This window comes from Plesiomonas shigelloides (genome assembly GCF_900087055.1).
Classification (GTDB): Bacteria; Pseudomonadota; Gammaproteobacteria; order Enterobacterales; family CAMTGL01; genus Plesiomonas; species Plesiomonas shigelloides.
The window spans coordinates 1,865,112-1,890,536 of record NZ_LT575468.1 but is presented as its reverse complement, the minus strand read 5'-3'; the positions used below and the strand labels follow the sequence as shown (position 1 = coordinate 1,890,536).

21 protein-coding genes and 1 pseudogene are annotated in these 25,425 nt (G+C 50.1%); 12 read left to right on the top strand and 10 right to left on the bottom strand.

Annotation, left to right across the window (positions count from 1 at the left end):
* Window positions 1–90: 90 nt before the first annotated feature.
* Window positions 91–681, top strand: coding sequence for an antibiotic biosynthesis monooxygenase (locus NCTC9997_RS08295; RefSeq protein WP_064977824.1), 591 nt, complete (start codon window positions 91–93; stop codon window positions 679–681).
* Between the two features lie 74 nt (window positions 682–755).
* Here NCTC9997_RS08295 and NCTC9997_RS08290 read toward each other — a convergent pair whose 3' ends face one another.
* On the bottom strand, window positions 756–2,078 hold the full coding sequence (locus NCTC9997_RS08290; RefSeq protein WP_039044805.1) for a Na+/H+ antiporter family protein: 1,323 nt from the start codon (window positions 2,076–2,078) through the stop codon (window positions 756–758).
* Between the two features lie 314 nt (window positions 2,079–2,392).
* Here NCTC9997_RS08290 and rlmG point away from each other — a divergent pair, with 314 nt between their 5' ends.
* From rlmG to NCTC9997_RS08270, 4 genes are all read left to right on the top strand, one after another.
* On the top strand, window positions 2,393–3,514 hold the full coding sequence (gene rlmG, locus NCTC9997_RS08285; RefSeq protein WP_064977823.1) for a 23S rRNA (guanine(1835)-N(2))-methyltransferase RlmG: 1,122 nt from the start codon (window positions 2,393–2,395) through the stop codon (window positions 3,512–3,514).
* Window positions 3,515–3,863: 349 nt separating this feature from the next.
* The gene (locus NCTC9997_RS08280) at window positions 3,864–4,280 is read left to right on the top strand and encodes an H-NS family histone-like protein (RefSeq protein WP_010863794.1); all 417 of its coding nucleotides are present in this window, start codon (window positions 3,864–3,866) and stop codon (window positions 4,278–4,280) included.
* A gap of 1,686 nt (window positions 4,281–5,966) precedes the next feature.
* Entirely contained in the window at window positions 5,967–6,143 is a 177-nt protein-coding gene (locus NCTC9997_RS08275; protein WP_156121064.1) for a hypothetical protein, read from the top strand.
* Between the two features lie 101 nt (window positions 6,144–6,244).
* Entirely contained in the window at window positions 6,245–8,104 is a 1,860-nt protein-coding gene (locus NCTC9997_RS08270) for a peptidase U32 family protein (RefSeq protein ID WP_230405835.1), read from the top strand.
* Window positions 8,105–8,206: 102 nt separating this feature from the next.
* Here the strand turns inward: NCTC9997_RS08270 and NCTC9997_RS08265 are convergent, their stop codons facing one another.
* The 3 genes from NCTC9997_RS08265 to ppsR form a co-directional block, all read right to left on the bottom strand.
* Window positions 8,207–8,641: a lecithin retinol acyltransferase family protein gene (locus tag NCTC9997_RS08265; RefSeq protein ID WP_047706932.1), complete on the bottom strand. Its 435-nt coding sequence runs from the start codon at window positions 8,639–8,641 to the stop codon at window positions 8,207–8,209.
* 176 nt (window positions 8,642–8,817) lie between these two features.
* A complete protein-coding gene (locus NCTC9997_RS08260; RefSeq protein WP_010863791.1) occupies window positions 8,818–9,867 on the bottom strand; it encodes a 3-deoxy-7-phosphoheptulonate synthase in 1,050 nt (349 codons plus the stop codon).
* Between the two features lie 149 nt (window positions 9,868–10,016).
* Window positions 10,017–10,850, bottom strand: a complete 834-nt coding sequence (ppsR, locus tag NCTC9997_RS08255) for a posphoenolpyruvate synthetase regulatory kinase/phosphorylase PpsR (protein WP_010863790.1) — start codon at window positions 10,848–10,850, stop codon at window positions 10,017–10,019.
* A 330-nt stretch (window positions 10,851–11,180) separates the two neighbouring features.
* Between ppsR and ppsA the strand changes: the two genes are divergently transcribed.
* Window positions 11,181–13,526, top strand: coding sequence for a phosphoenolpyruvate synthase (gene ppsA / locus NCTC9997_RS08250; RefSeq protein WP_064978481.1), 2,346 nt, complete (start codon window positions 11,181–11,183; stop codon window positions 13,524–13,526).
* 113 nt (window positions 13,527–13,639) lie between these two features.
* Here ppsA and gdhA read toward each other — a convergent pair whose 3' ends face one another.
* Window positions 13,640–14,989 carry an NADP-specific glutamate dehydrogenase gene (gene gdhA / locus NCTC9997_RS08240; RefSeq protein WP_064977821.1) on the bottom strand — a complete coding sequence of 450 codons (1,350 nt, stop codon included), beginning with the start codon at window positions 14,987–14,989 and terminating at the stop codon, window positions 13,640–13,642.
* Window positions 14,990–15,500: 511 nt separating this feature from the next.
* Here gdhA and ydiJ point away from each other — a divergent pair.
* Both ydiJ and NCTC9997_RS08230 read left to right on the top strand, forming a co-directional pair.
* Complete coding sequence (gene ydiJ / locus NCTC9997_RS08235; protein WP_064978480.1) at window positions 15,501–18,566, top strand: D-2-hydroxyglutarate dehydrogenase YdiJ; 3,066 nt, start codon at window positions 15,501–15,503, stop codon at window positions 18,564–18,566.
* A 37-nt stretch (window positions 18,567–18,603) separates the two neighbouring features.
* Entirely contained in the window at window positions 18,604–19,041 is a 438-nt protein-coding gene (locus tag NCTC9997_RS08230; RefSeq protein ID WP_064977820.1) for a hotdog fold thioesterase, read from the top strand.
* A 112-nt stretch (window positions 19,042–19,153) separates the two neighbouring features.
* Here the strand turns inward: NCTC9997_RS08230 and NCTC9997_RS08225 are convergent, their stop codons facing one another.
* The gene (locus NCTC9997_RS08225; protein WP_156121062.1) at window positions 19,154–19,330 is read right to left on the bottom strand and encodes a hypothetical protein; all 177 of its coding nucleotides are present in this window, start codon (window positions 19,328–19,330) and stop codon (window positions 19,154–19,156) included.
* A gap of 162 nt (window positions 19,331–19,492) precedes the next feature.
* Between NCTC9997_RS08225 and zntB the strand changes: the two genes are divergently transcribed.
* Entirely contained in the window at window positions 19,493–20,500 is a 1,008-nt protein-coding gene (gene zntB, locus NCTC9997_RS08220; RefSeq protein WP_082935522.1) for a zinc transporter ZntB, read from the top strand.
* Between the two features lie 553 nt (window positions 20,501–21,053).
* Here zntB and NCTC9997_RS15315 read toward each other — a convergent pair.
* The 3 genes and pseudogenes from NCTC9997_RS15315 to rnt all read right to left on the bottom strand — a co-directional run bounded on the left by NCTC9997_RS15315 (window position 21,054) and on the right by rnt (window position 22,539).
* On the bottom strand, window positions 21,054–21,428 hold the full coding sequence (locus NCTC9997_RS15315; RefSeq protein ID WP_230405834.1) for an alkylphosphonate utilization protein: 375 nt from the start codon (window positions 21,426–21,428) through the stop codon (window positions 21,054–21,056).
* An 87-nt stretch (window positions 21,429–21,515) separates the two neighbouring features.
* A pseudogene (locus NCTC9997_RS15495) lies at window positions 21,516–21,632 on the bottom strand (hypothetical protein); the annotation flags it as partial.
* A 226-nt stretch (window positions 21,633–21,858) separates the two neighbouring features.
* Window positions 21,859–22,539, bottom strand: coding sequence for a ribonuclease T (gene rnt, locus NCTC9997_RS08210; protein WP_064977817.1), 681 nt, complete (start codon window positions 22,537–22,539; stop codon window positions 21,859–21,861).
* A gap of 132 nt (window positions 22,540–22,671) precedes the next feature.
* Here rnt and NCTC9997_RS08205 point away from each other — a divergent pair, with 132 nt between their 5' ends.
* Complete coding sequence (locus NCTC9997_RS08205; protein ID WP_064977816.1) at window positions 22,672–23,544, top strand: flagellar protein MotY; 873 nt, start codon at window positions 22,672–22,674, stop codon at window positions 23,542–23,544.
* A 117-nt stretch (window positions 23,545–23,661) separates the two neighbouring features.
* Here the strand turns inward: NCTC9997_RS08205 and gloA are convergent, their stop codons facing one another.
* Window positions 23,662–24,066: a lactoylglutathione lyase gene (gloA, locus tag NCTC9997_RS08200; protein WP_010863780.1), complete on the bottom strand. Its 405-nt coding sequence runs from the start codon at window positions 24,064–24,066 to the stop codon at window positions 23,662–23,664.
* A gap of 428 nt (window positions 24,067–24,494) precedes the next feature.
* On the opposite strand from gloA, the gene NCTC9997_RS08195 reads away from it, so the two are divergent.
* Together NCTC9997_RS08195 and NCTC9997_RS08190 are read left to right on the top strand one after the other, a co-directional pair.
* The gene (locus NCTC9997_RS08195; protein WP_010863779.1) at window positions 24,495–24,719 is read left to right on the top strand and encodes a hypothetical protein; all 225 of its coding nucleotides are present in this window, start codon (window positions 24,495–24,497) and stop codon (window positions 24,717–24,719) included.
* A gap of 256 nt (window positions 24,720–24,975) precedes the next feature.
* Window positions 24,976–25,341 carry a YcgJ family protein gene (locus NCTC9997_RS08190; RefSeq protein ID WP_010863778.1) on the top strand — a complete coding sequence of 122 codons (366 nt, stop codon included), beginning with the start codon at window positions 24,976–24,978 and terminating at the stop codon, window positions 25,339–25,341.
* Window positions 25,342–25,425 lie beyond the last annotated feature (84 nt).

The window sequence follows — 25,425 nt, the reverse complement described above, 5'->3', positions numbered from 1 at the left end:
CGGTGAGAGAAAAATAAAAGGCCGCCGGTGTGCGGTGGTCTTTTATCTGTTGTAACTGGCTTGGTGCACATCAAGTACCACGGGTGACATGTGGAAGAAAATCATCACATTATCTCCTCGGTGATCAGTCATAAAGTGATCCCCGGGAATGAGTTTGCATTTGAAAAATTGGTGGAGCATTTACTGCATGATACGCAGTCATTTGCTGGATTTCTGGGTGCGAGGGTCGTACGCCCAGATCAAGCGCAACCGGAGTTTAAAGTGACGTTTAACTTTGCGTCGCGTGAACAGTATGAGGCGTGGCTTAATTCGGGGTTACGTCGCCGCTGGACTGTGCCTATGGAAAAATTGAGTACAGGCAGTGAAGTGGAGATTCAGCGTGGGCAAGAGATCTGGTTTACGCTTCCCGCGCTGACTTCCAGTAGACCACCGAACCGGCACAAAATGGTGTTCTTAACGTGGTTGGCGATCTATCCCTCCGTACAGATTTTTTCGTATTTGATCCATAGTTTGCATCTGCACTGGGTCACACCGGTGATCTTTTTGTTTATTACCGGATTAACGGTACTGTTCGTTTCATACCTGCTGCTGCCTTGGTATACGCGGTTGTTCAAATTTTGGTTGTGGCCTATGGCGCAGAGGAAACAATTGTCACATAACAGCGAGCAGCAGAAGCCGTGATCTAAAAAGGCCGCTAACACTTCGCATGTTAGCGGCCCTTTCTTGCACGAACGTTATAATTAATGTCTTCGTAATTACAAAATCATGGCGGCAATCCAGCCGAAAATCAGCAGCGGGATGTTGTAGTGAATAAAGGTTGGCACTACGGTATCCCAGATATGGTCGTGCTGATCATCCATGTTCAGGCCAGATGTTGGGCCCAATGTGGAATCAGAGGCCGGTGAACCCGCATCGCCCAGTGCGCCTGCCACACCTACCAACGCGATAGTCGCCATTGGCGAAAAGCCAAACGAAATACACAGTGGCACATAGATGGTGGCAATGATCGGTACGGTTGAGAAAGAGGAGCCGATCCCCATAGTGATCAGTAACCCAACAACCAGCATCAGGAACGCACCCAGCGCGCGGTTATGACCAATCACATCGGTAATGGAATGCACCAGCGTTTCCACGCTACCGGTGGCTTTCATGACAGCGGCAAAGCCAGATGCGGTAATCATGATAAAGCCAATCATCGCCATCATCTGTACGCCACGGCTAAACACATCTTGCGTGTCACGCCAGTTGATCACGCCGCCAATGATGAACACGATAAAGCCCATCAGTGCACCCAGAATGATGGAGTTCGTGTACAGCTGCACACTCAGGGCACCTAAAATCGCAACGCCAGCAACCCACAAATGGCGCGTTTGGATTTCTTTTTTCTCAGGCTCGGCAGCCAGAATTTTCTCAACATCATAATGACGAGGCTTGCGGTAGCTGATGAACAGCGCGGTGAACAAACCTACCACCATACCGGCAACCGGCAGCGCCATCGCGCTAGGAACTTGAGCTGCAGTAACACTCAGGCCATTGTTATTCAGGTTTTGCAGCAAAATGTTGTTGAGGAAAATACCGCCAAAACCCACCGGCAAGATCATGTACGGCGCGGTCAAACCAAAGGTAATGGCACAAGCCACAGCGCGGCGATCTAACTTCAACTGTGCCATCACATGCAGCAACGGCGGGATCAGAATAGGAATAAACGCAATGTGGATAGGGATGGCGTTTTGCGAAGAAATCGCAATCAGGGTAATGGCCAGCAGCAGCATATACTTGAACCAGAACACCTTATTGGCGCTGGCTTCACGGCCAAGACGTTTGATGACATATTGTGCCAAAACATCGGTAATACCGGAGCGGGAAATCGCGACAGCAAACGTACCCAGCATGGCGTAGCTCAGGGCAATTTCAGCACCGCCACCCAGACCACCGGTAAACGTTTCAACTGTTTGTGTCAGACTCATGCCACTTAGCAGGCCGCCGATAATGGCTGAAAATGTCAGCGCGATCACGACGTTTACCCGCATCAGGCTCAGCAAGAGCATAATACTGACGGCAATAACAACAGCATTCATAGGAAAAAGGATATCATTCAGTGAAGTTGTAGAATACCGGTTAAGATTCCGTATTCACTGGCATTTGTCGAGCATAAATTTTGACATCCGAGTAGTTATATTGAGGCAAGTCGTGATTTTTGCTGTCACAACCGCCTACTGTTTGCAAATGACCAATATCTAACTAACTGTATTTTAAGGTTTGTTTTTTATAATTGCCTTTTTTCGCATCACTATCGCGATTCTTGGCCGTGTAGCAGAATCAATCTCAATACATTGCGCTGAATTCAGGCTAAAATGCAGTACTTTTCTTGTTTTGAATGGGCGGAGATCGAATGGGCCATTTTGTGTCGGGCAACGTAAGCTTGCTGCTGGAGCGTTATCCGGAAGAGGAGTCTGCCGAGTTACAGGCCTGGGAAGCGGCGGATGAATATCTGTTGCAGGAATTAGAGGGCGTGCAACCGGATGGGCCGGTACTGATTTTTAATGATCAGTTTGGCGCACTGACTTGTGCTTTGCATTCGCATCATCCGATCAGTATTGGCGACTCCTATATTAGCCAACAGGCTTTGCTGCGCAATCTGGCTCGTAATGAACTGCCAGCTGATTGTGTGACTTGGCAAGATACCTTGCAGGCCCTACCGGAAAATCCAGCGTTGGTGGTGATTAAGATCCCGAAAACCTTAGCCTTACTAGAGCATCAATTATTGATGCTAAAGGCGGTGATGGGGCCACAGACGCAGATTTTGGCGGCAGCGAAAGCGCGCGATATCCATACCTCTACCTTGAAGCTGTTTGAGCGCATTATTGGGCCTACACGGACCAGTTTGGCATGGAAAAAAGCACGCCTCGTGTACGCCACGCCAGATCTGGCTCTGAGTGCGCCGGTATCGCCTTATCCAACGGTGTGGACCTTGGAAGGCAGCGGCGAGCGCATTCATAATCATGCAAACGTGTTTTCTCGCGCATCACTGGATATTGGGGCGCGTTTTTTCATGCAACATATTCCTTCAGGTATGAGCGGTACGCTGGTGGACTTGGGTTGCGGCAATGGCGTGATTGGCCTCACCGCATTAAAGCAAAATCCAGATGCGGATGTTATTTTCATTGATGAATCTTATATGGCGGTGCAGTCCAGCCGGATAAATATTCAGGAAAACCACCCGGAATTTATGTCACGCTGTCGTTTTATTGTCGGAAATAGTCTGGAAGATATTCCTGCTAATTCGATTCAGTTGATATTATGTAACCCACCATTCCACCAATTGCAGTCAATTACGGATCATATTGCATGGCAAATGTTTCGCGATGCGCGTCGTTGTCTGAAAAAAGGGGGCTGGTTGCGCATTATTGGTAACCGTCATCTGGCATACCATCTGAAATTACGTCGTCTGTTTAATCAGTGCACGACAGTGGCTGGAAATAAGAAATTTGTCATCCTGCAGTCAGAGAAATAAAAGACGGCTTGTCGGATGATGCTAGAGCTAAATCGGTACGGCGTTGCGTGAGCAGCGCCGTATTTGTTTGGTTTTTTGTGGCGTGATACTTTGCGCCTGATCAAATGTCGTGCATTTGTTAATGCTGATCGGATGAGTGTGCCGCGACATTTAAACGATGAATGTCGCCGAAATATCGTAGATATTTTCAATTCCTGATATTCATCAGGGTTATCTGAATGGGTGAATTGCAATTTAATCGACAGTATATATTGGCAGATGCTGAAATTCGTTCTATTATAGAAGTCTCGCAGTCATCATTATCTATGATGGCTTACTATTAGAACAATATCTGTTAGTTGCATTCATTATGTCACAAGAAATTATTAGCTTATTTAAAAACATTCGTTCTCTGCGTGCATTTGCCCGCGAAGTGGATCTGGAAACTTTAGAATCTGTACTGGAAAAGCTGACCGTCGTTGTTGAAGAACGTCGTGAAGAGCTGTCCACGCTGAAAGCGCAAGAAGAAGAGCGTGCGCGTAAACTGGAACAGTACCGCGAAATGCTGAAAGAAGACGGTATTGATCTGAACGATCTGCTGGATATCGTGGCAAAAGAGCCAGCGAAGAAGCAGGGTAAGCGCGCGCCACGTGCACCTAAGTACGAATACTTGGATGAAAACGGCGAAGTTAAAACCTGGACTGGCCAAGGCCGTACTCCGAGCGTAATTGCTAAAGCGCTGGAGAAAGGTGAGTCTCTGGATACTTTCCTGATCAAAACTCTGTAAGTTTGACCGCGTCTGCAAACGGATAATGTTTCAGTGGCGAATGGCTGGGTTAAACGTACCTGACTGCCGCAGAGAGCTATGACTAAGTAAGCCATAGCGCTAAATCGCGGTAATGTGGTGCGCGGTAATGTAGTGTTAGCTGCGGTGCTGGCAACAGTCTCCCCATCCGTTCGTCATTATGGGTTTTCGGAGTGACCCGCAGTATCTCTGATCTTAACCGGTATATGCTGTTATATCGTGAGTTTGTCTAACGTCAGGGTGCTGTTTTACAACGTGCAAGCACAGTACAAAGAATATAACTATAGAGTTAGTGCGACATTGTGTAATGTCATGATTTCAAAAGGAGCCGAAAGGCTCCTTTTTTCGTTTATGAATTATCAGTAACGTTATTGTTTTTAATATAAAAAATACTGCCACGAGCGAAGATAGGCTCAGTTGATTGATGCCCTTATTTTGCCTGATATTTTACAATCAGGCTGTGGACGTTTGGATAGTAACTGCCGGTAATGCTTGGCGAGAGTAAAAACAGTAATACGCCGTTTGGCTATGACTACTCCGAGGTATTTTCGAGGTGTTTACTCAGTTTTTATAGGGGAGTATCGGTTTATGGTTAGTACTATTATCCGGCGTATCATCACAGCAATCATTTTATGAATGTATTTTTGGAGCTGTGTATTTTTGAATCGCGTGTTATGTCGGTGTTTTCATTACTGTAGTATCTAGCCTGCTGCTGAGTAATTGCTCTACTCAATGTCGCTACAAAATTTTAAATCAACGTTACCAAGATGAGTAACTTTTCTGCTATGCGTACAGGACGTTTAGTTTCTGTCATATGACATTTATAGGCCACGATGTTAGGTGGATTATGCGAGTTATGTGGATAGGATAATAGACTACCGAAAGGGGAGATTATTGGCTGCAGATCTAAATTGATCCTGATTACCTGTCTGTTATTTACCTTGTCGCGTACCTGTAGTGTGTTGTTTTTCCTTTTTTCATTCCTCTTCTTTTGTCTTTCTTCTAATCTTTTTGCTTTCTTTGCTGATGATTCTTAGCGGCCACATAACCGGTTTTTATCTGGGACTGAAAAGTGGGATTCTTACCCGAGGTAGTTAGGTGAGAATGTAAAAACATTCCTAACAAATGATTACAAGTCATGATGATTTTGCGGACTACTATCATATATATCATTTAAATCACAATTGATGGATAAAGGCGTTAATTGATTGGCGGTCTATGTTGTTGCTGATTTTTGCTGTCGATAAATTGACTCGCATCACAAGCGCATAAAATTGGTCTATGCTTGAAATTTGATTGGATTGGCTAAACGTGTTTGAGGCGGAGGTAATTACACTGGCTGAACTTGATGTGCTCGAGGATGTAAAAACAGACTGGACATCATGACGAGAATTGCCATAATGCACTGTATAAAAAAACAGTGTTAAATCGACGTTATCTTACAGGTAAGCAGTACGCAGGAGTAACGGTACGGATCGCGCTTAAGGATGAGTGAACAGGAATGCAGTCATTCAGGATGAAACCGTAAGGGTGTGACTAGCTGAAGTAAAGGCTGGTAGCGGCGACATTAACGAATCAATGAGAAGAAACCTGTTCATACCGCACTATTGGGCATGCGTAATATTTCGCATGGCTAGCGGGTGACGATCATACTTGAGGCGGATGGTTATGACTGAACTTAATCTCGATTCAGTAGCAGATGAATTGCTGACAGTGATCCGTAAACACCTTGGTGATGAGGCGGATATCAACATTTTGGTGATGGAAAACACCCCAAATCATATGCGGTTGAAAGTGGAAGCGCAGGGGCGTGAAGTGTTCAATATCGCGCTTAAAGGCGAGTAACCCATTTACCACCTACATCGGGGCAAGATTGGTAACAGAATGCTGATTGGTATACACTCTCGCCCCTTAATTCCTCGGGTTTTACAGGGTTTTGCTGACTGATGATGGTAAGAGATAACCGGTTAGAGCTGCTGGCGCCGGCCAAAAATCTGGCGTTTGGTATTGAAGCAATCAAACATGGTGCGGATGCAGTGTATATCGGCGGTCCGGCCTTTGGTGCCCGTGCAGCAGCCGGCAACAGTGTGGCAGACATTGAGCAACTGGCGGCCTTTGCGCATCGCTATGGTGCGCAGGTGTTTGTGGCACTGAATACCATTTTGAAAGATAGCGAATTGGCGCAAGCGGAAGTGCTGGCGCATCAAATCTGGAATGCGGGCGCGGATGCGTTGATCGTGCAGGATCTGGGGTTGCTGCAATGTGATCTGCCGCCGATTGCGCTGCATGCCAGTACGCAGTTGGATAACCGCACACCGGAGAAAGTCCGTTTCTTGCAGGATGTCGGTTTCTCACAAGTCGTGCTGGCTCGTGAGCTGAGTTTGGAGCAGATCCGCGCGGTATCTGAGCAGACGTCAGTACAGCTGGAGTTTTTCATCCACGGTGCGCTGTGTGTGGCCTACAGTGGTCAGTGCTATATCAGTCATGCGTTAACCGGCCGCAGTGCTAACCGTGGTGAATGTGCGCAGATTTGCCGCGTGCCATGCTCATTGAAAACCCGAGAAGGGGAGACGCTGGTACAAGATCAACATCTGCTATCCCTTAAAGACATGAACCAAACGGCCAACTTACGTGCGATGATCGATGCCGGTATTCGTTCGTTCAAAATCGAAGGCCGTTTGAAAGATCTCTCCTACATCAAGAATGTGACGGCGTGGTATCGCCAGCACTTGGATGAGATTTTGGAAGAGCGTCCTGAACTGTCGCGTTCTTCTGCAGGACGCAGTCAGTACAGCTTTGTGCCGAATCCTGATAAAACCTTCAACCGAGGTAGCACCGATTACTTCTTGTTGGGGCGTCAGCCAACAATCACTTCATTCCGCACGCCGAAATATATCGGTGAGGAAGTGGGTAAGGTGACTCGCGTTGGCCCGAACTGGTTTGAAGTGAGCGGTGAGACGGAGTTTAACAACGGTGATGGCCTGTGCTATTTCAATGCGCGTCAGGTGGTTAATGGGTTGCGGGTAAACCGTGCGGATGGTCGTCGCTTGTTTACGGCAGAGCCGGTACGGGGTTTGACGGTAAATACGGTTTTGTACCGTAACCGAGATCAGGTGTTTGACGGCACGCTGGAAAAAGAATCCGCGACTCGCCAGATTGGTGTCACGCAGCACTTTAGCGAAACCACTGACGGTTTCCTGTTGCAGATGACCGATGAGCAAGGTTTTAGTGTTAGCATCCCGTTAGTGGCAGAGAAGAGTCCGGCGAACAACCCTGAGCGTGCGTTCCAGAGTATCCGTGAGCAGTTGGCTAAACTGGGCAACACGTTGTTCTACTCGCAGCACATCGATGTGACATTAGAGCAGGCATGGTTTATTCCTGTTTCTGCGCTAAATGCGTTACGTCGTCAGGCGGTCGAGGCGTTAGAAGTGGCGCGCATCAATGGCTATCAGCGTCCGCTGCGCCATCAGGCCGTTGGTAATCCGGCTTTCCCACAGGAAAATCTCAGTTATCTGGGTAATGTGTATAATCATGCTGCGGAAAATTTCTATCGCATGCATGGGGTCGATGACATTGCGCCGGCTTATGAGCTGAATCAGGAAGCGGATGAAGTGTCGCTGATGATCACCAAGCACTGTTTGCGCTATACCCAGAATATGTGTCCGAAAGAGGTGAAGGGATTAAAGCCGGATCCGCTGGTGCTGGAGATGGGTAACGACATTTTCCGTCTGAAGTTTGATTGTAAGCGCTGCGAGATGCATGTGCTGGGCAAACTGAAAAGCAAAGTACAGCGTAGCGCGAGCTAATTTAGCAAAATTTCATCTCGATAACGCCTAACACGCTCAATCAACTCAATACAATAACAGGCGCAATCAACATTCAACATGCCGTGGATAGGCGAAGGGGGATTACACCCGTTCGCTGCCACGGTATTTTTTTAACGCCCAACGACCTACGCCGGTGAGAACCACGGTGGTCAAGCCAATCAACGCATTGTTAACCTGCTGACTGCGGGCTTTGCCGTGCAAAACCCAATGCACGAAGTGCTCACAGTTGTTAAACAGCAAGTGATACTTATCTTCCCCAAGGCGACTACGTGCGCGTTTCACGGCTTCTTGCCCTTGGTATCGGCCCTTATTGTTTTGTACGCGAAAACCAAAACCGGCATGAAATTCATCCACACTGATTTCACACACACTGCCGCTGACCGCATTGCGGTGCAGGCCGGAGTAGTGGATCACGGTATTATTACCGATATAAATGCCGTGATGAGAATAGCCGGGGCGTGGAGAAACCAAGTGATCGCCGGGACACAAGGCGTCAGGATACTGCGCGTGCTGCATTATCGAACCTCTTGATAACGAAAGCCGGTTTGAGGTGATGGCTAATCATGATGCGCTCATGCGCAGTGCATGATAGTCGTGATGGAAAGAAATAACACGATAGGGAAGGAGAGAAACTCATCCCGCCATGGCCATCAGCCAGATAACGGGATGAGTATAGCCGTTAATCACCGATTTCAGAAACGTGCGTTGACCGCGTCGGCCAGTTTTTCCAGCAGTTTTTCGGTATCTGCCCAGCTCAGGCAAGGATCGGTAATTGACTGCCCATACACCAACGGCTGACCGTTAACGACTTTTTGTGCGCCTTCGGTGAGGAAGCTTTCGGCCATGATGCCGGCAATGGCTCGTGAGCCGGCGCGAATTTGGCCGCACACGTCATCACACACATCTAGCTGACGGCGATGCAGTTTCTGGCAATTGCCATGACTGAAATCCACCACCAGATGTTCGGCTAAATCAAACTCCCGCAGACGATCGCACGCTTGGGCCACATGTTTCGCTTGATAGTTCGGATCTTTACCACCGCGCAGAATAATATGCCCGAATGGATTTCCTGAGGTGCGGTAAATGGTCATATGGCCGGTTTTGTCTGGCGATAAGAACATGTGCGGCGCACGGGAAGCGCGAATTGCATCAATAGCGATACGCACGTTGCCGTCAGTACCGTTTTTAAAGCCGACCGGACACGAAAGCGCTGATGCCATCTCGCGGTGGATCTGGCTTTCGGTGGTACGGGCACCAATTGCGCCCCAGCTGATCAAATCGGCAATGTACTGACCGGTCACCATATCCAAAAATTCGGTTGCGGTAGGCAGGCCAATCGCGTTGATATCCACCAGCAGCTTGCGCGCCATGCGGATCCCTTCGTTGACCTGATAGCTGCCATCCAAGAACGGATCGGAAATCAGCCCTTTCCAGCCCACCACGGTGCGCGGTTTTTCAAAATAGGTGCGCATGACGATAAACAGGCGATCCTGATAACGTTCATGCAAAGCATGCAGGCGGTTGGCGTAGTCCAGCGCGGCCTTCGGGTCGTGGATGGAGCAAGGGCCGACAATCACCAGCAGGCGCGGATCCTGTCCGCTTAAAATATTTTCAATGCAGGTTCTGGCCTGCAATACCATCGCGGCGACCTGATCATCGAGTGGATAATCGTCAGCCAGCTGAGCAGGCGTGACTAAGCTGTCAACGCGCTCAGTGCGTAACTCATCAGTTTTAATAGACATCTAAATTCTCTTGGTAACTTCATACAGACGCGCTGTGAAGAGACTCACAAACACACAATAACGGAATTTATCCGCGCTGCAAGCAGTCCGGCCAAGATAGGTATCGATTCCCTACACAATGGCAGGAATCGTTAGCAGATTGTCTAAATTTAAAACATCTGACGGTTAAGCTGCATGATGTCCATAATTTTGGTTGAGATCTCCTCTACCGAGAAGTTGGTTGTATCGATAAAGGGAATTCGCTCGCGTTGATATAGCAGTTCAACCTCGGTCAGCTCCAATCGGCATTGGCGTAACGACGCATAACGGCTGTTATCGCGCCGTTCACTGCGAATTGCCATCAAACGCTCTGGATGAATGGTTAAACCAAACAGTTTACCGTGAAACGGTTTGAGTGCCGCAGGCAGGGTGAGGTTATCCATGTCATCGGCAATAAACGGGTAGTTAGCGACTTTCAAACCAAATTGCATCGCCATATACAAGCTGGTGGGGGTTTTACCGCAGCGCGATACCCCCAACAAAATCACGTCAGCCTGCTCCATATTACGCAGCGAAATGCCGTCATCGTGCGCCAGAGCAAACTCGACCGCGGCGATGCGGGAGTCATATTTTTCCAAGTTACCGCGCGCCAGCCCGTGGGTTCGATGCAGGGTTGGGGTTGGGGCAATTTGCAGCTCATTTTGTATCGGGGTGACTAAGGTATTCAGAATATCCTGACAACAACCTTCGCTGCGCTCGATGATCGCTTTAATTTCCGGCATCACGATGGAATAAAACACCAATGGGCGTGAGCCGCTATTTTGATAGCAGGAATTTATTTGCTGCCGGATCGCTTCGGCCTTCTGTGGCGTTTCAACAAACGGCACGGTGATTTGTTGCAGGGTTAACGGAAACTGTGAAAGAACCGCGTGCCCCAACACTTCGGCAGTGATCGCCGTTCCGTCTGAGATATAAAATACCGTCCGTTCCAGATGAGATGACATGCAGGTGGCTCCGTAACAGGGGGGTGCACCACAGTGCTATCCGGTGGCGCAGAGGCGGTGATGGCTAGAGTTTCATTTCACTGATTGAATCTGAGTCCATACTGAATCAGGCGCGGAAAAACACCAATCTGAAACACCAGAAACGTAAACCAACGCACGAAAATTGATGCTCGGTATGGCGTCAGTGAAGGCGCGCCGAGTGAATGAATCCCTTGTACTAGCAGCATTGCACTAGAAACATCGCACTAACACCATCGGACTGAAAACATCGCATTGACACAGGAGAGGCGAGCCGTGGAACCGTATGTACTCTGGTATCACCAGTTAGGCATGAATGATGTAAACCGTGTTGGGGGTAAAAATGCGTCGCTTGGCGAGATGATCGCCAATCTGTCTGGGTTGGGCGTCAGTGTGCCGGATGGTTTTGCCACCACGGCGCGTGCATTTAATGAGTTTCTGGAGCAAAGCGGGTTGAATCAACGTATCCATCAATTATTGGATACGCTGGATGTGGACGATGTACGTGCACTGGCAAAAGCGGGGGCGCAAATTCGGCAATGGGTGGTGGATACACCATTCCAGCCCGCGTTAACGCAGGCTATTGCTGAGGCGTATGCACAGCTAAGTGCGGATATGCATGCGGAAGGCTCGTTTGCGGTGCGCTCGTCGGCCACGGCGGAGGATATGCCGGATGCGTCATTTGCCGGTCAGCAAGAGACGTTTTTGAACGTGCGCGGGTTAGATGCCGTGATGCTGGCGGTGAAACATGTGTTTGCTTCGCTGTTTAATGATCGCGCGATCTCTTATCGCGTGCATCAAGGCTATGACCACAAAGGCGTGGCGTTGTCGGCAGGGATCCAGCGCATGGTGCGCTCAGATAAAGCGGCATCGGGCGTGATGTTTACGTTGGATACGGAATCTGGCTTTGATCAGGTGGTGTTTATTACCTCGTCCTATGGATTGGGGGAGATGGTAGTGCAGGGCGCGGTGAATCCGGATGAGTTTTATGTCCATAAGCCGACGCTGGAAGCGGGGCGTCCGGCAGTTGTGCGTCGGACGTTAGGCTCGAAGCGGGTGCAGATGGTCTACTCGGGCAGCGCTGAGCACGGTAAGCAAGTCGAAGTGTGTGATGTGGACGCGGCGCGTGCGCAAACCTACTCCCTCAGCGATGCCGAGGTGGAGCAATTGGCACGTCAGGCGCTGGTGATCGAGCGTCATTATGGTCGCCCGATGGATATCGAGTGGGCCAAAGATGGGCTCGATGGCCGACTGTATATTGTGCAGGCGCGTCCGGAGACAGTGCAGGCAAATCAGCAAGTCACCGAGCGTTTCCGTTTGGAGCAAGCCGGTGAGGTGTTGGCCGAAGGGCGTGCCATCGGCCATAAAATCGGTGCCGGTACGGTGTGCATTGTGGCGCGTATCGATGAGATGGACAAAGTCCAACCGGGGGATGTGCTGGTGACTGACATGACCGATCCGGATTGGGAGCCAGTCATGAAGCGAGCGGCGGCGATCGTGACTAATCGCGGTGGACGAACTTGTCATGCGGCGATTATTGCCCGCGAGCTGGGTATTCCGGCGGTGGTCGGCTGCGGTGATGCCACTCAGACGCTGCATAATGGTATGCCGGTTACGGTATCTTGCGCCGAAGGTGACACCGGTTTTATCTACCAAGGCATATTGCCGTACAGCGTGCAAAGCTCACAGATTGATGCGATGCCGCCACTGCCGCTGAAAGTGATGATGAACGTAGGTAACCCCGATCGCGCCTTTGATTTCGCGCGCTTACCTAACGAAGGGGTGGGCTTGGCACGACTGGAGTTCATTATTAACCGCATGATAGGCGTGCACCCGAAAGCCTTGCTCAATTTCGAGCAGCAGCCAGCTGAATTGCAGCACATTATTCGCGGGATGATGGCGGGCTATGCCGATCCGGTTGAGTTTTATATCAGCAAACTCACGGAAGGGATCGCCACCTTAGCGGCGACATTTTGGCCGAAGCGGGTGATTGTGCGGATGTCAGACTTTAAGTCCAACGAATATGCCAATTTGGTGGGTGGTGAGCGCTATGAGCCGCACGAAGAAAACCCGATGCTGGGCTTTCGCGGTGCGTCGCGCTACGTTTCGGCATCCTTCCGTGATTGCTTTGCGCTGGAGTGCGCGGCCATTCGCCGCGTGCGCGAGGTGATGGGGCTGACGAATGTCGAGGTGATGATCCCGTTTGTCCGTACACCGGATGAAGCGCGATCCGTGCTGGCGTTGTTAGCCGAGCAAGGTCTGCAACGCGGGGAGCAAGGGCTGAAAGTGATCATGATGTGCGAAATCCCATCGAATGCCCTGTTGGCCGATGAGTTCTTGCAACTGTTTGACGGCTTTTCTATCGGCTCGAATGATATGACGCAGCTGGCGCTGGGGCTAGATAGAGACTCCGGCATCATCTCGCACCTGTTTGATGAGCGTAATGCGGCGGTCAAAGCGCTGCTGGCGATGGCGATTCAGGCCGCGAAACGGCAAGGTAAGTATGTCGGGATTTGTGGACAAGGCCCATCGGATCACCCTGATTTTGCGGCCTGGCTACTGGAGCAGGGGATCGACAGTGTCTCGTTAAACCCAGATACGGTGGTGGAAACCTGGTTGTATCTGGCCGAACAGGCTGAGCGACAAGGAGCTTGCTAAAGTTTGCAGAGATAATCTGCAGCATATCGAGCGGCTAAGTTAGCCGTAATTCAAGGGAATACCATCCGGTATTCCCTTTTGTTTGGCACATATTGAATTGAATATTGTGAGTGTTACAGCACACCTTGCGCCAACATGGCATCGGCCACTTTCACAAAACCGGCGATATTCGCTCCACGCACATAGTCGACATGGTTGCTCTGCGGATCGCGGCCATAACGTACACATGCTGCGTGAATACTCAGCATGATGTCTTGCAGACGCTGATCCACTTCGCGATCTGACCAGCCTAAACGCAGCGCATTTTGCGACATTTCCAGACCCGAGGTCGCCACGCCGCCTGCGTTGGCCGCTTTACCGGGTGCAAACAGCACGCCGCACTCTTGCAGCGCATAAACCGCCGGCTCAGTGGTCGGCATATTGGCGCCTTCGGCGACGAGGCGCACACCGTTTCGGATCAACGCCGCGGCATCATCGGTATCCAGTTCATTTTGTGTCGCGCATGGCAGCGCAATTTCTGTGGCAATGCCCCACGGGCGCTGTCCGGCCAGATAGGTCAAATCGTGCAAACGGGCATAATCGGCAACGCGTCCGGCTTGCTCGTTTTTAATGCGGCACAGGTCGGCCAGTTTCTCCGGCGTAAATCCAGCAGGATCGTATACCGTGCCGGAGGAGTCTGAGGCACTGATAACCTTGGCACCCAACTCGAGGGCTTTTTGGATGGTAAATTGTGCCACATTACCGGAGCCAGACACGGTGACGGTGCGACCGGCCAAGCTTTCACCGCGTTCAGCCAACATCGCTTGCACAAAATAGATGAGCCCGTAACCGGTGGCTTCTGGGCGCATCGCGCTGCCACCAAAGCTCATGCCTTTACCGGTAAATACGCAGGCGGCATTGTTGGTCAGCTTTTTCATCATCCCCGTCATGAAGCCGACTTCACGCGCTCCAACGCCGATATCGCCAGCGGGTACGTCAGTGTCTGGCCCCAAATGGCGGTATAGCTCGGTCATCAATGCCTGACAAAAGCGCATGATCTCAGCATCACTTTTCCCTTTGGGGTCAAAATCAGAGCCGCCTTTGCCGCCGCCCATCGGCAATGTGGTCAGGGCATTTTTAAAGGTTTGCTCAAAAGCCAAAAACTTCAAAATGGAAGGATTCACCGAAGGGTGAAAGCGCATCCCGCCTTTGTACGGCCCAATGGCTGAGTTGTGTTGAACGCGAAACGCGCGATTAACCTGCACATTGCCGTGATCGTCGGTCCAGCAAACGCGAAATTGAATTAAGCGCTCAGGCTCCACCAAACGCTCCAGCAGACCTTGGGCGGCGTAGCGAGGGTTTTCCTGAATAAAAGGCCACAGGGTTGCCATCACTTCATGTACCGCTTGCAGATACTCCGGCTGGTGGGGGTTACGCTGGCTAACACCGGCGATAAAATCGTCCAAAGAAGGTATATGGCTCATAACTTATCCTGTCTGAATTAAAATTGTGTGCACTTTGTTGTGTATAGCAAGAGCAAATTATTATATTTGTCTGTCATATCTCTACCTTTGTTTGCTATTTAAGGTCAAATGGCGCGCACTGAGTAGGGGATGAACTCGTGAGGTATAGCGCACAAAACGTACGGTGTTATCACTGTTTTCATTGTGGGCTTTGCTGTTTTAGCTGAATCGGTATTGCTGAATAAATACGCAGTGGTAAACAGACAACATAAAGCGCAGTAAGTCAGTTGCAGGGGCGTTTTATCCCGTGTAATTTTTATTCCGATAAGCGATTGATACGGTATGGATGCGCGATAAAACCGCGTATCAAGGATAAGCGCGTTATGCATGGCTCCCGTTGAAACGCTGGTTTTATGCAGACAGATTGTTGATACTGCAGGTTAAATATACATTTATGCAGGCTAGGGTGACGCCAATAAGCACGTGCGCTCACCGTGGTTTCAGGATGCAAGGCTGTAAGGGATAACCAATGATGATTCCGCAACTTTCCGGCGTGCCCGGCGTAGCGCCGTTGACCCACTCTTTTTTATCGGCGCTGAGCTCAGCCGGTTTTAGTGGTGATACGGATGTGACCTATGGCGGGCGCTTGAGCATGGCGACCGACAACAGTGTCTACCAGCAATTGCCACAGGCGGTACTGTTTCCACGCTCGGTGGCGGACATCTTATTATTGACCCGCACGGCGCAGCAGGCGGAATTCAAAGAACTCACGTTCGCCCCACGTGGCGGAGGAACCGGCACCAATGGTCAATCATTGACGACCGGTGTGGTGGTGGATACTTCGCGCTACATGAACCGGATTTTGGAGTTAAATCTGGAAGAAAAATGGGTGCGAGTGGAAGCGGGCGTGGTCAAAGATCAGCTCAATGCCTATTTAAAACCGCACGGCTATTTTTTCTCTCCTGATCTTTCCACCAGTAACCGTGCCACGATTGGCGGCATGATCAATACCGATGCCTCCGGGCAAGGCTCACTGCTGTACGGCAAAACCTCTGATCATGTGCTCGGTTTGCGTGCAGTGATGCTCGATGGTTCGCTACTGGATACCGCACCGATGCCGGTGGAAGTGGCGGAGCAACTGGCACAGCAAAAAGACCCGATTGGACGGGTTTATCAGACCGTGCTGCAACGTTGCCGTGACCAGCGTGAGCTGATTTTGGCGCGTTTCCCTAAGCTCAATCGTTTTTTAACCGGCTATGACTTGCGCCATGTATTTAGCGATGATCTGCGTCAGTTTGATTTAACTCGCCTCCTTACCGGTTCAGAAGGCTCATTGGCGTTTATTGCCGAGGCCAAGCTGAATATCACGCCTATCCCTAAGCAGCGCCGTCTGATTAACATTAAATATGACAGCTTTGACTCGGCGCTGCGTCATGCCCCTTTTATGGTGGCCGCGCAAGCGCTCTCTGTGGAGACTGTGGACTCCAAGGTGCTGAATCTGGCCCGCGAGGACATCGTTTGGCATTCGGTGCGCGAACTGATCACTGATGTACCAGGTTGCGATATGCAAGGGCTGAATATTGTCGAGTATGCCGGTGATGATGCCGAGCTGATTGATGCGCAGGTGAGCGATCTCTGTCAGCGCCTCGATACACTCCTGCCAAACCGCGAAGGTGGCGTGATCGGTTATCAGGTATGTCATGATTTAGTGGATATCGAGCGCATTTACACCATGCGCAAAAAGGCCGTCGGGCTGCTGGGGAATACCAAAGGTGCGGCCAAGCCGATAGCTTTTGCCGAGGATACCTGCGTTCCGCCGGAGCATCTGGCGGATTATATCGCCGAGTTTCGTGCGCTGCTCGACAGCCAAGGGCTGCATTACGGGATGTTTGGTCACGTTGATGCGGGGGTATTACACGTGCGTCCTGCGCTGGACCTGTGTGACCCAGAGCAAGAGCGCTTGATGAAAACCATCTCTGACCAAGTGGTGGCGCTAACGGCCAAATACGGCGGCTTGATGTGGGGAGAGCACGGTAAAGGTTTTCGCTCGGAATACAGCCCACTATTTTTCGGCGAAGCGCTGTGGGCTGAGTTGCAACTGATCAAAACCGTGTTTGACCCAGATAACCGCTTAAATCCGGGCAAGATCTGCACGCCATTGAAAGCGGGCGCTGAACTGGTGCAAGTGGCGGGAGAAAAGCGCAGTTGGCATGATCGTAAAATTCCGCTCAGTGTGCGCGAGTCTTATCGCGGTGCACTGGAGTGTAACGGCAACGGCTTGTGCTTTAACTTTGATACGCACAGCCCGATGTGCCCGTCAGTGAAAATAACCCGCGATCGCCGCCATTCTCCAAAAGGGCGTGCCGCGTTGGTGCGCGAATGGCTGTCCATGTTGGCCGATGAAGGCGCTGATGTGCTGAGCATAGAGCAGCAACTGGCCGGTTCGTCATTTAGCTTTCGCGAGCTGATGGATAAAACCCGCTATACCTTGGCGGCACGCCGTGGTGAATATGACTTTTCCCATGAGGTGAAAGAGGCAATGGCGGGTTGTTTGGCCTGCAAAGCCTGCTCGACCCAGTGTCCTATCAAGATTGACGTGCCGGCGTTTCGTGCGCGCTTTTTGCAGCTCTACCACACCCGCTATTTGCGGCCAGCCCGAGATTACATGGTGGCGACGGTCGAGCAGTATGCCCCGCTGATGGCCAAAGCGCCGAAACTGTTCAATGCCATCATGCAACCAGCGTGGATGCAGACGTTAACCGAGAAAACCATCGGCATGATTGATGTGCCTTCGCTGTCAGTGCCGACGCTGCGCGAAGAGTTGACGGGCCATGCGGCACTGACTTTCTCGCTGGAGCAGCTACAAGCGTTATCGGCAGAAGAAAAAGCTCGCCATGTGCTGGTCGTGCAAGATCCGTTTACTAGCTTCTATGACGCACAAGTGGTCGCGGATTTTGTCCGCTTGGCCGAGCATTTGGGCTTCAAGCCGGTATTGTTGCCGTTTAAACCCAATGGCAAGCCGCAGCATGTGAAAGGCTTTTTACGTGAGTTTGCCCGCACCGCGGCCAGCACGGCTGAATTTTTAAATCAGCTCTCTGCGCTCGAGATTCCGATGGTGGGCGTCGATCCAGCACTGGTGTTGTGCTATCGCGATGAATACCGTGAAGTGCTGGGTGACGCGCGCGGTACATTTGAGGTGCAATTGGTGCAGGAGTGGCTGCGTCCGCGTCTTGGCTCGGTTCCGGCACTGAGTAAATCATCAGATGTCTGGTATTTGCTGGGGCACTGCACGGAAAGCACCGCGTTGCCACAAAGCTCGGCGGACTGGAAAGCGATCTTTGCCCATTTTGGCGCCGAGTTGCAGACGGTCAGCGTCGGTTGCTGTGGGATGGCCGGCACGTACGGGCATGAGGCGAAAAACCGAGACAATTCCCTCGGAATTTATCGCCTGTCTTGGCAAGCGCAGCTGAAAATTCGGCCATTGAATCGCTGCCTGACTACCGGTTATTCGTGCCGTAGCCAAGTTAAGCGCATGGAAAAAGAGCGTATCTTGCATCCTGCACAGGCGCTGCTTTCTATCCTGCGCAGCCAAGCGTAATCATCACTTACTGACGGAAAATAAACAGAATATCACCATGAAAATTTGGAAACGAACTGCAACATTGGCCCAGCTGAATGAGATGGGCAAACACTGTATGGTAGGACATGTCGGCATCGAGTTTACTGCCATTACCCCTGATGCGCTGGAAGCGGTGATGCCGGTTGATCAGCGTACTACCCAGCCATTTGGCCTGTTACACGGCGGCGCGTCAGTAGTATTGGCCGAAACGCTCGGCTCTGTGGCCGGCTATCTGTGTACCGAAGGGCGTGAACAGGTAGTGGGGTTGGAGGTGAATGCCAACCATTTGCGCGCGATCCGAAGCGGTATGGCGCGTGGAGTGTGCAAAGCGTTACATGTCGGTCGGCGGCATCAGGTCTGGCAGATAGAGATTTTTGATGAGCAGCAGCGTTTATGTTGCAGTGCGCGTCTGACGACTGCCGTGATCGCCGAAAACACACACGGTGAGCAGTAAAACGTCAAACCTAAAGCAGCAATACGCTGTAGGGAAGAATACCCAGTGAAGATGCATGGTGAGCAATACAGGGCGCAGTGTGGAGCCATACTGCACCCAAAATCGGGTTGAATTACAAAGTTCCGCGCTTGCAGCGTTTGATTTGGCGGCGGCGGCAGGTTCTGCGCCGGTTGCTCATATCGGTAAACGCATCTTCATGTTCTTCACGTATATGGCGAAGTTTTTCTGCCCGGATCACTTCCTGCAGCATTAACTCCTGTTCCAGCCAATTATCGACTACTGGTTTCATGGCTGATAGTCCTCAAAAAGAATATCTGTTGGTCGTGCGGGCTGGTATGACGAGATTGCGTCAGCCCGCGGGGAATCTACCATATTTTTGGCTGGCGTAAATGGGTTAACGCGAATTTGTGATCCGGTAAACAGGTTTCTTTCAATGTGTCAGGAAAGGCTCATGCAAGTTAACGATGTGCAGGTAAAGGGAGCAATCAGTGCCCTGTGGTTAGATGGGCAGGGTGGTGCTCTGCCCATTGACAAGCTGGCAAAGGCCAACACAACGCAGGCTAAAGATGCAAAACTGAGAGCAGAGCAAGGGCCTGTGTGGCTGCATTTGGATTACAGCCAGCCTGATTCGGCTAACTGGATCCGCGATACCGGCTTGCTGCCGGAAAACGTAAAAGAGGCATTGCTGGGGGAAAGCTCGCGTCCGCGCTTTACCCGATTAGGGGAAGGGGTCTTAATCACCCTCCGTAGCATCAATTACAACAACGATGAGCGCCCTGATCAGATGGTGGCGTTGCGCGCTTACGTCAGTCGTGATCTGATAGTCTCTTCGCGGCGGCGGCGACTGTTTTCGGTCGAAGATCTGGAAACCGAACTGTGGAATGGTAACGGGCCGACCAACAGCAGCGAATGGGTGGTCGAGATTTGCGATTGCATGACCGATTACGCCTCTGAGTTTATCGACGATCTGCATGAAGTGATTATCGAGCTGGAAGATGGCTTGCTGGAGCACAAGATCCCCGATCGCGGACGTCTGGCGTTGATCCGCAAGCAGTTGATTGTATTGCGTCGGTATCTGTCTCCGCAGCGCGATGTCTATTCGCGCATTGCCGCAGAGAAAATCAGCTGGTTCGATGATGACGATAAACGGCGCATGCAAGAAGTCTCGGAGCGATTAGGCAGAACCTTGGACGATTTGGATGCTGCGATTTCCCGTACCTCGGTCTTGGCTGATGAAATTGCGAACTTGCTGGCAGATGCCATGAACCGGCGCACTTATGCCATGTCTTTGCTGGCTATGATGTTTTTACCGATTTCGTTTTTGACGGGGTTGTTTGGAGTCAATCTGGAGGGCATTCCGGGTAAAGGCTTTAGCGGCAGTTTTCCACTGTTTTGCTTGGCGCTGGTGGGGCTTGCGGGCGGTATTGGATTTTGGCTGAAAAGAAAACGCTGGTTATAAGCGTTTTGCGAGAAAATGTGTGTCATTACAGATAATTGACTGCAATGACGCAAAAAATTGCGCGAAATCAATACTTGCAACCGCATTCAGTAGCAAACTGCACTGGCAGGTGAATACAGTGTTTAAGCGATGGACACTGTACTCCACGTTGTCTTAACTTCCTTCTATTTTCCTTGCATTACAGCAAACTTATTCTTGCTACGCCGGCATTGAAGACCGGCGTTTTTCTTTTTTTGGCTCTTTCTCTTCTCTTTTTTCTGCTTTTTTATCTGTCTTTCATATCCAAGTATGCATTTTTAGCTTACTCGCATCATCAGTATTTCGCTTTTTATCTCAGTTTTATTCTACTGCGATTTGCTATGCTCTTTAGGTGATACAAGTACGATAGACGCAACCTTTGTGATAAATCAGAGTTGCTGAAAATGACTAGATAAATGAGAAAATAGATAAAAAAACGACCGCTCGACAATATACACAAAGCGTATATATTGTAACGGGCAGTCGTATTATCAGAGGTATGAATCCGAAACCAAATGTTTCGTGAACCGCTGAATTAAGCCTTCTTCAGGAAGTTGGCAACCAGAACGATTTGCACGCCGTTTACGCGGCCTTCAATGTGCTCTGGGTTGCTGGTCAGAGAGATATTCTTCACCATGGTGCCGCGCTTGGCAGTGAAGTTAGCACCTTTAACGACCAGATCTTTAATCAGGGTGACAGAGTCGCCGTCTTGCAGCACGTTGCCGTTGCTGTCCAGAGTCGGGGCGGTGTCATCGTTGCTGCTGGTTGCAGACACACCAGCTTCTGCCCATGCCAGAGTTTCTTCGTCCAGATACAGCATATCCAGCAGATCCTGAGCCCAAACTTCGTGAGACAGATTCTTCAGCTGACGCCATGCCATTACCTGTACTGCAGGCACTTGGCTCCACATACTGTCGTTCAGACAACGCCAGTGAGCCTGATCGGCAGTTTCAGGGTTTTCGATCTGATTACGGCATGTATCGCACAGAAGTACGGAATGATCCGCATCATCAGACGCTGAGTGAGGGACAGAATAAACAGAAAGATTATTCTCACTTCCACAGAGTTCACAGTGTGAGCCACTGCGTTCTTGTAAGATTTGCTCAATTGACATCGTAATTCGCTCGTAATACGGAATAATACAAGCAAAGTATAGCATAAACGCAGAGAAAAGGGGAGTTAAGCCTGATAGCGGCTAATTATCGAACTAAACCGGATGATTTTATTGTAAAAATCATCCGGTAGATTGTCATGTTTACCACGCAACAAGCTGCAATGTATGCGGCTGAAATGCGGGTTTCACTTTTCTGTTGATGATGACAGTGAGGTAGCTCAGAGGCTCAATTTGAGTCAGCGATTTCTGCGGTTGACTCTTCATCATCTGCTGCGAATGCCAGTGGCCAGCCACCCAGACGCTTCCATCGATTAACCAGCTCACAGAACAGCTCTGCGGTGCGTTCGGTGTCATACAGGGCAGAGTGCGCCTGATTATTATCGAACGGGATCTTGGCGGTTTGGCAAGCCTTCGCGAGCACAGTTTGTCCTAGCACCAGGCCACTGAGCGCGGCAGTATCAAAGGTGGCAAACGGGTGGAACGGGTTGCGTTTGAGGCCAGCACGCTCAGCGGCCGCCATCAGAAAGCCGTGGTCAAAGGCTGCGTTATGCGCGACAACAATGGCGCGGTTGCACTCATTGGCCTTTTGCTCTTTGCGCACCACTTTGAAAATCTCGTGCAATGCCTCATATTCGCTCACGGCACCGCGCAGTGGATTGTGGGGATCGATACCGGTAAACGCCAGCGCTTCCGGATTGAGGTTGGCGCCTTCAAACGGCTCAACATTGAAGCTCAGTTTCTGATCCGGCATCAACCAACCATCTTCATCCATCTTCAGCGTGACGGCCGCGATTTCCAGCAGCGCATCCGTCTGCGCATTAAATCCTGCGGTTTCCACATCAATAACCACCGGGAAATAGCCTCGGAAACGGGCGCTCAGACAATTCGGGTTAAGAGTTTTAGCCATGATTTCTCTTTGGTGCTGTACAGATCAGCGTGCGTGAAATAAAGAGAGCTTATTATTGCAATTTATGGCGCTTAACTAAAGTATTCCTTCCCGCGGTCGCTAATCACTATGATACGCAGGAGTTGCCACCGAATGATTAAAAAAGTTGTAGTTGCCGGTTTGATGCTAGTTAGCCCCTTTTTACGGGCTGAAAGGCAGTTTTTCGCCGGAATTGATGATTCTACCTGGGTGATGACGCAGGATACGCCGCTGGAATGCCGTTTAGAGCATCCGGTTCCGGGCTATGGCACCGGTGTGTTCAGCTCCCATGCCAGCAAGAAAATTAACCTCGATTTTGAACTGCAAATGTTCCGGCCGATGGCGGAAACCCGTCAGGCAACGCTGCTATCGTTACCTCCTCGCTGGATGCCAGGCACTAATGCCGGCACCATCAATACCTTAAAGCTGTTCAAGCAGTTTGATGGTTATGTGAATGGACAAGATGCATGGCGGATGTTGACCGAGCTCGAGCGTGGCCGTTTACCAACCTTGAGCTACCGTGATTGGTACTACAACAACGAGCGGGTGCAAGTGAGTCTGTCACCGGCGCACTTTAAAGGGCCATACAAGAAATATTTAGCCTGCGTGCAACGTTTGCTGCCGTACAGCTTTGATGATATTGCCTACACTGTGTTGCATTATCAGGCCAATAGCGAAAAGCTGACCTTTGATTCGCAGAAAAAGCTCGATCAAATTGCGCAGTATATCCGTCATATCAAGGATGTAGAGCTGGTATTGGTGGCTGCGCACAGTGACGATCGGGAAGTGGCCTCCAATTCAGAAGAGCTGGCGCGTAAGCGAGCCGAAAACATGCAGCACTATTTTGTGACGCAGGGATTAAAGCCAGAGCAAATTCAGCTGCAGGTGCATGGTGATCAGCGCCCAGTAGCGGATAATCGCTCAGCGCTCAATCGCGGTCTGAACCGCCGCTTGATTATTTCGCTGTCGCGGTCGTCGGATATGTGACTGTTAGCCAATCGAGAGCTATCGATTACGTCTCGCGATAAAAAAAGCGCTGTCACTGACAGCGCTTTTTGTTTTCACCCACAAGACTGACTCGTCGAGCGAGAGCTAGATGAGTTGTCAGCCTAAACCTTGGCTGGCCTGCTTGTTTTGGATCAGTTCGATCTTATAGCCATCCGGATCTTCAACAAACGCAATGATGGTGCTGCCGCCTTTGACAGGGCCTGCTTCACGCACGACTTTACCGCCAGCTTGCTTGATAGCCTCACAAGTGGCTGCGACATCATCAACGCCCAGTGCGATATGGCCAAACGCCGTACCCATCTCGTATTCGCTAACACCCCAGTTATAAGTCAGCTCAATCACAGCACCTGAGCTCTCATCACCAAAGCCGACGAAGGCCAGTGAGTACTTATATTCTTCGTTATCGCTAGTACGCAGCAGTTTCATGCCGAGAACCTTGGTGTAGAACTCAATAGAGCGCTGCATGTCGCCAACACGTAACATGGTATGCAGAATGCGCATGGCTTATATCCTCTTCTGAAATGTCATCCTTCAACTCTCATGATCGCAGGAACTGCCGCCAGAATAAACCCCCACATTGGACAATAGTGGCGCTGTGGCGAGGGATAAAATAGCGTGCCAAATGAATTTTTATTCCTTTCTTGTTGTGTGGATTTATCGCGGCCTTTCTGTGTGTGTAGCAGAACACTTTGTGTTGCGGTATGTGTCAGATCTGCGGCTGACAGCTGTTTTCATGTCGATACCTGCGATGAAATCTCATAATTATATGATTTTAAAGTTATGTTTTTGCTGAGAGGAGCCGGTGCTTAATGGAAATATTTTGCATCACTCATGCAATTAACTTTCTGTAAATGTGACCAAAATCACAGACGATAGTGGATTTGACCTGATAGATTTAATGCATGGTTATTCAATAAAAGAGAATGAAAATGCGGATATCAGTTAACGACACTACTATCATGAACCTGAGTCGGACTTTGCTTTCGGATCAGTTTACAACCAAGCAATTGTCTTCAGCATTGAAAGCCCATTGCGGCATTGAAGTGGGTTTAGCGCGGTTGAATGCGATTTTGGCGGCTAAGTACGGTAACCCGATGAAAAGCTCAACTGACAACCGCTTCTGGTCACGGGCAATGAAACCGCAAAGGGGATAAGAATTGATAAGTCAGCGATAAAAGCCCGCCTCACTGTTGGCGGGCTATTGCTGTGTTAAATGCGAGTGCATTATGTCAGTTGTTTTGTTCTGTTAGCCGAGCGTTTGGTTTGTCGTGTTGATTTGGCTTAGCGTTGCACTCAGCTAAGTTCAGAGGCGTAATTCTTTAGACTTACTTAGTTATTTAAAAACCTTCAATATAATTTTCTGCTCTATTTCTGCACTATACTGTAAGCAGTGTAAAAGCGGATAGTGCAATGAATCCCTTCATCATTTTACTTTCAGTCGTCATCAGTGGAGCCGCAATACTGGACTCTCTGGTTTTTACCGCGCCGGATATCTTTATTCCGGAAGAGGGTGTTGTCTGTGATAAACCGAAAGCATTTTGTGCCACGCAGCAGGGAATATCAAAAAATAAGACGTTAAGTCATTTTCATGTGGAGCGTAAAAATGTAAACAGCCAAACCGCATGGGATAGTCTGTTACATGCCAATCAACGTGGTGTTATTGAGTTTTCTGACGGAACGTATTGTTATTTAAAGGAAAAAACATGCCAGCCGGTATCTTTTAGCGCATGGTATATCCAAAATAGCTTATTTAACCGAACCAATAACTTGCCGTAATCATTTTTGCGTGTTTTTTATGCAAAAAGAATGAGCCCCGCGAGGATAGCGTGTGTATTGTTGCATAACGGTGCTATAGTCATT

Coding starts and splice junctions, on each gene's coding strand:
- NCTC9997_RS08225 (WP_156121062.1), bottom strand. CDS start 19,330: ATGAAACCAGTAGTCGATAATTGGCTGGAACAGGAGTTAATGCTGCAG.
- NCTC9997_RS08280 (WP_010863794.1), top strand. CDS start 3,864: ATGTCACAAGAAATTATTAGCTTATTTAAAAACATTCGTTCTCTGCGT.
- rnt (WP_064977817.1), bottom strand. CDS start 22,539: ATGGCTAAAACTCTTAACCCGAATTGTCTGAGCGCCCGTTTCCGAGGC.
- NCTC9997_RS08230 (WP_064977820.1), top strand. CDS start 18,604: ATGAAAATTTGGAAACGAACTGCAACATTGGCCCAGCTGAATGAGATG.
- NCTC9997_RS08190 (WP_010863778.1), top strand. CDS start 24,976: ATGAATCCCTTCATCATTTTACTTTCAGTCGTCATCAGTGGAGCCGCA.
- NCTC9997_RS08275 (WP_156121064.1), top strand. CDS start 5,967: ATGACTGAACTTAATCTCGATTCAGTAGCAGATGAATTGCTGACAGTG.
- NCTC9997_RS08270 (WP_230405835.1), top strand. CDS start 6,245: ATGATGGTAAGAGATAACCGGTTAGAGCTGCTGGCGCCGGCCAAAAAT.
- ppsR (WP_010863790.1), bottom strand. CDS start 10,850: ATGTCATCTCATCTGGAACGGACGGTATTTTATATCTCAGACGGAACG.
- rlmG (WP_064977823.1), top strand. CDS start 2,393: ATGGGCCATTTTGTGTCGGGCAACGTAAGCTTGCTGCTGGAGCGTTAT.
- NCTC9997_RS15315 (WP_230405834.1), bottom strand. CDS start 21,428: ATGTGGAGCCAAGTGCCTGCAGTACAGGTAATGGCATGGCGTCAGCTG.
- zntB (WP_082935522.1), top strand. CDS start 19,493: ATGCAAGTTAACGATGTGCAGGTAAAGGGAGCAATCAGTGCCCTGTGG.
- NCTC9997_RS08195 (WP_010863779.1), top strand. CDS start 24,495: ATGCGGATATCAGTTAACGACACTACTATCATGAACCTGAGTCGGACT.
- gloA (WP_010863780.1), bottom strand. CDS start 24,066: ATGCGCATTCTGCATACCATGTTACGTGTTGGCGACATGCAGCGCTCT.
- gdhA (WP_064977821.1), bottom strand. CDS start 14,989: ATGAGCCATATACCTTCTTTGGACGATTTTATCGCCGGTGTTAGCCAG.
- NCTC9997_RS08205 (WP_064977816.1), top strand. CDS start 22,672: ATGATTAAAAAAGTTGTAGTTGCCGGTTTGATGCTAGTTAGCCCCTTT.
- ydiJ (WP_064978480.1), top strand. CDS start 15,501: ATGATTCCGCAACTTTCCGGCGTGCCCGGCGTAGCGCCGTTGACCCAC.
- ppsA (WP_064978481.1), top strand. CDS start 11,181: ATGAATGATGTAAACCGTGTTGGGGGTAAAAATGCGTCGCTTGGCGAG.
- NCTC9997_RS08290 (WP_039044805.1), bottom strand. CDS start 2,078: ATGAATGCTGTTGTTATTGCCGTCAGTATTATGCTCTTGCTGAGCCTG.
- NCTC9997_RS08260 (WP_010863791.1), bottom strand. CDS start 9,867: ATGTCTATTAAAACTGATGAGTTACGCACTGAGCGCGTTGACAGCTTA.
- NCTC9997_RS08265 (WP_047706932.1), bottom strand. CDS start 8,641: ATGCAGCACGCGCAGTATCCTGACGCCTTGTGTCCCGGCGATCACTTG.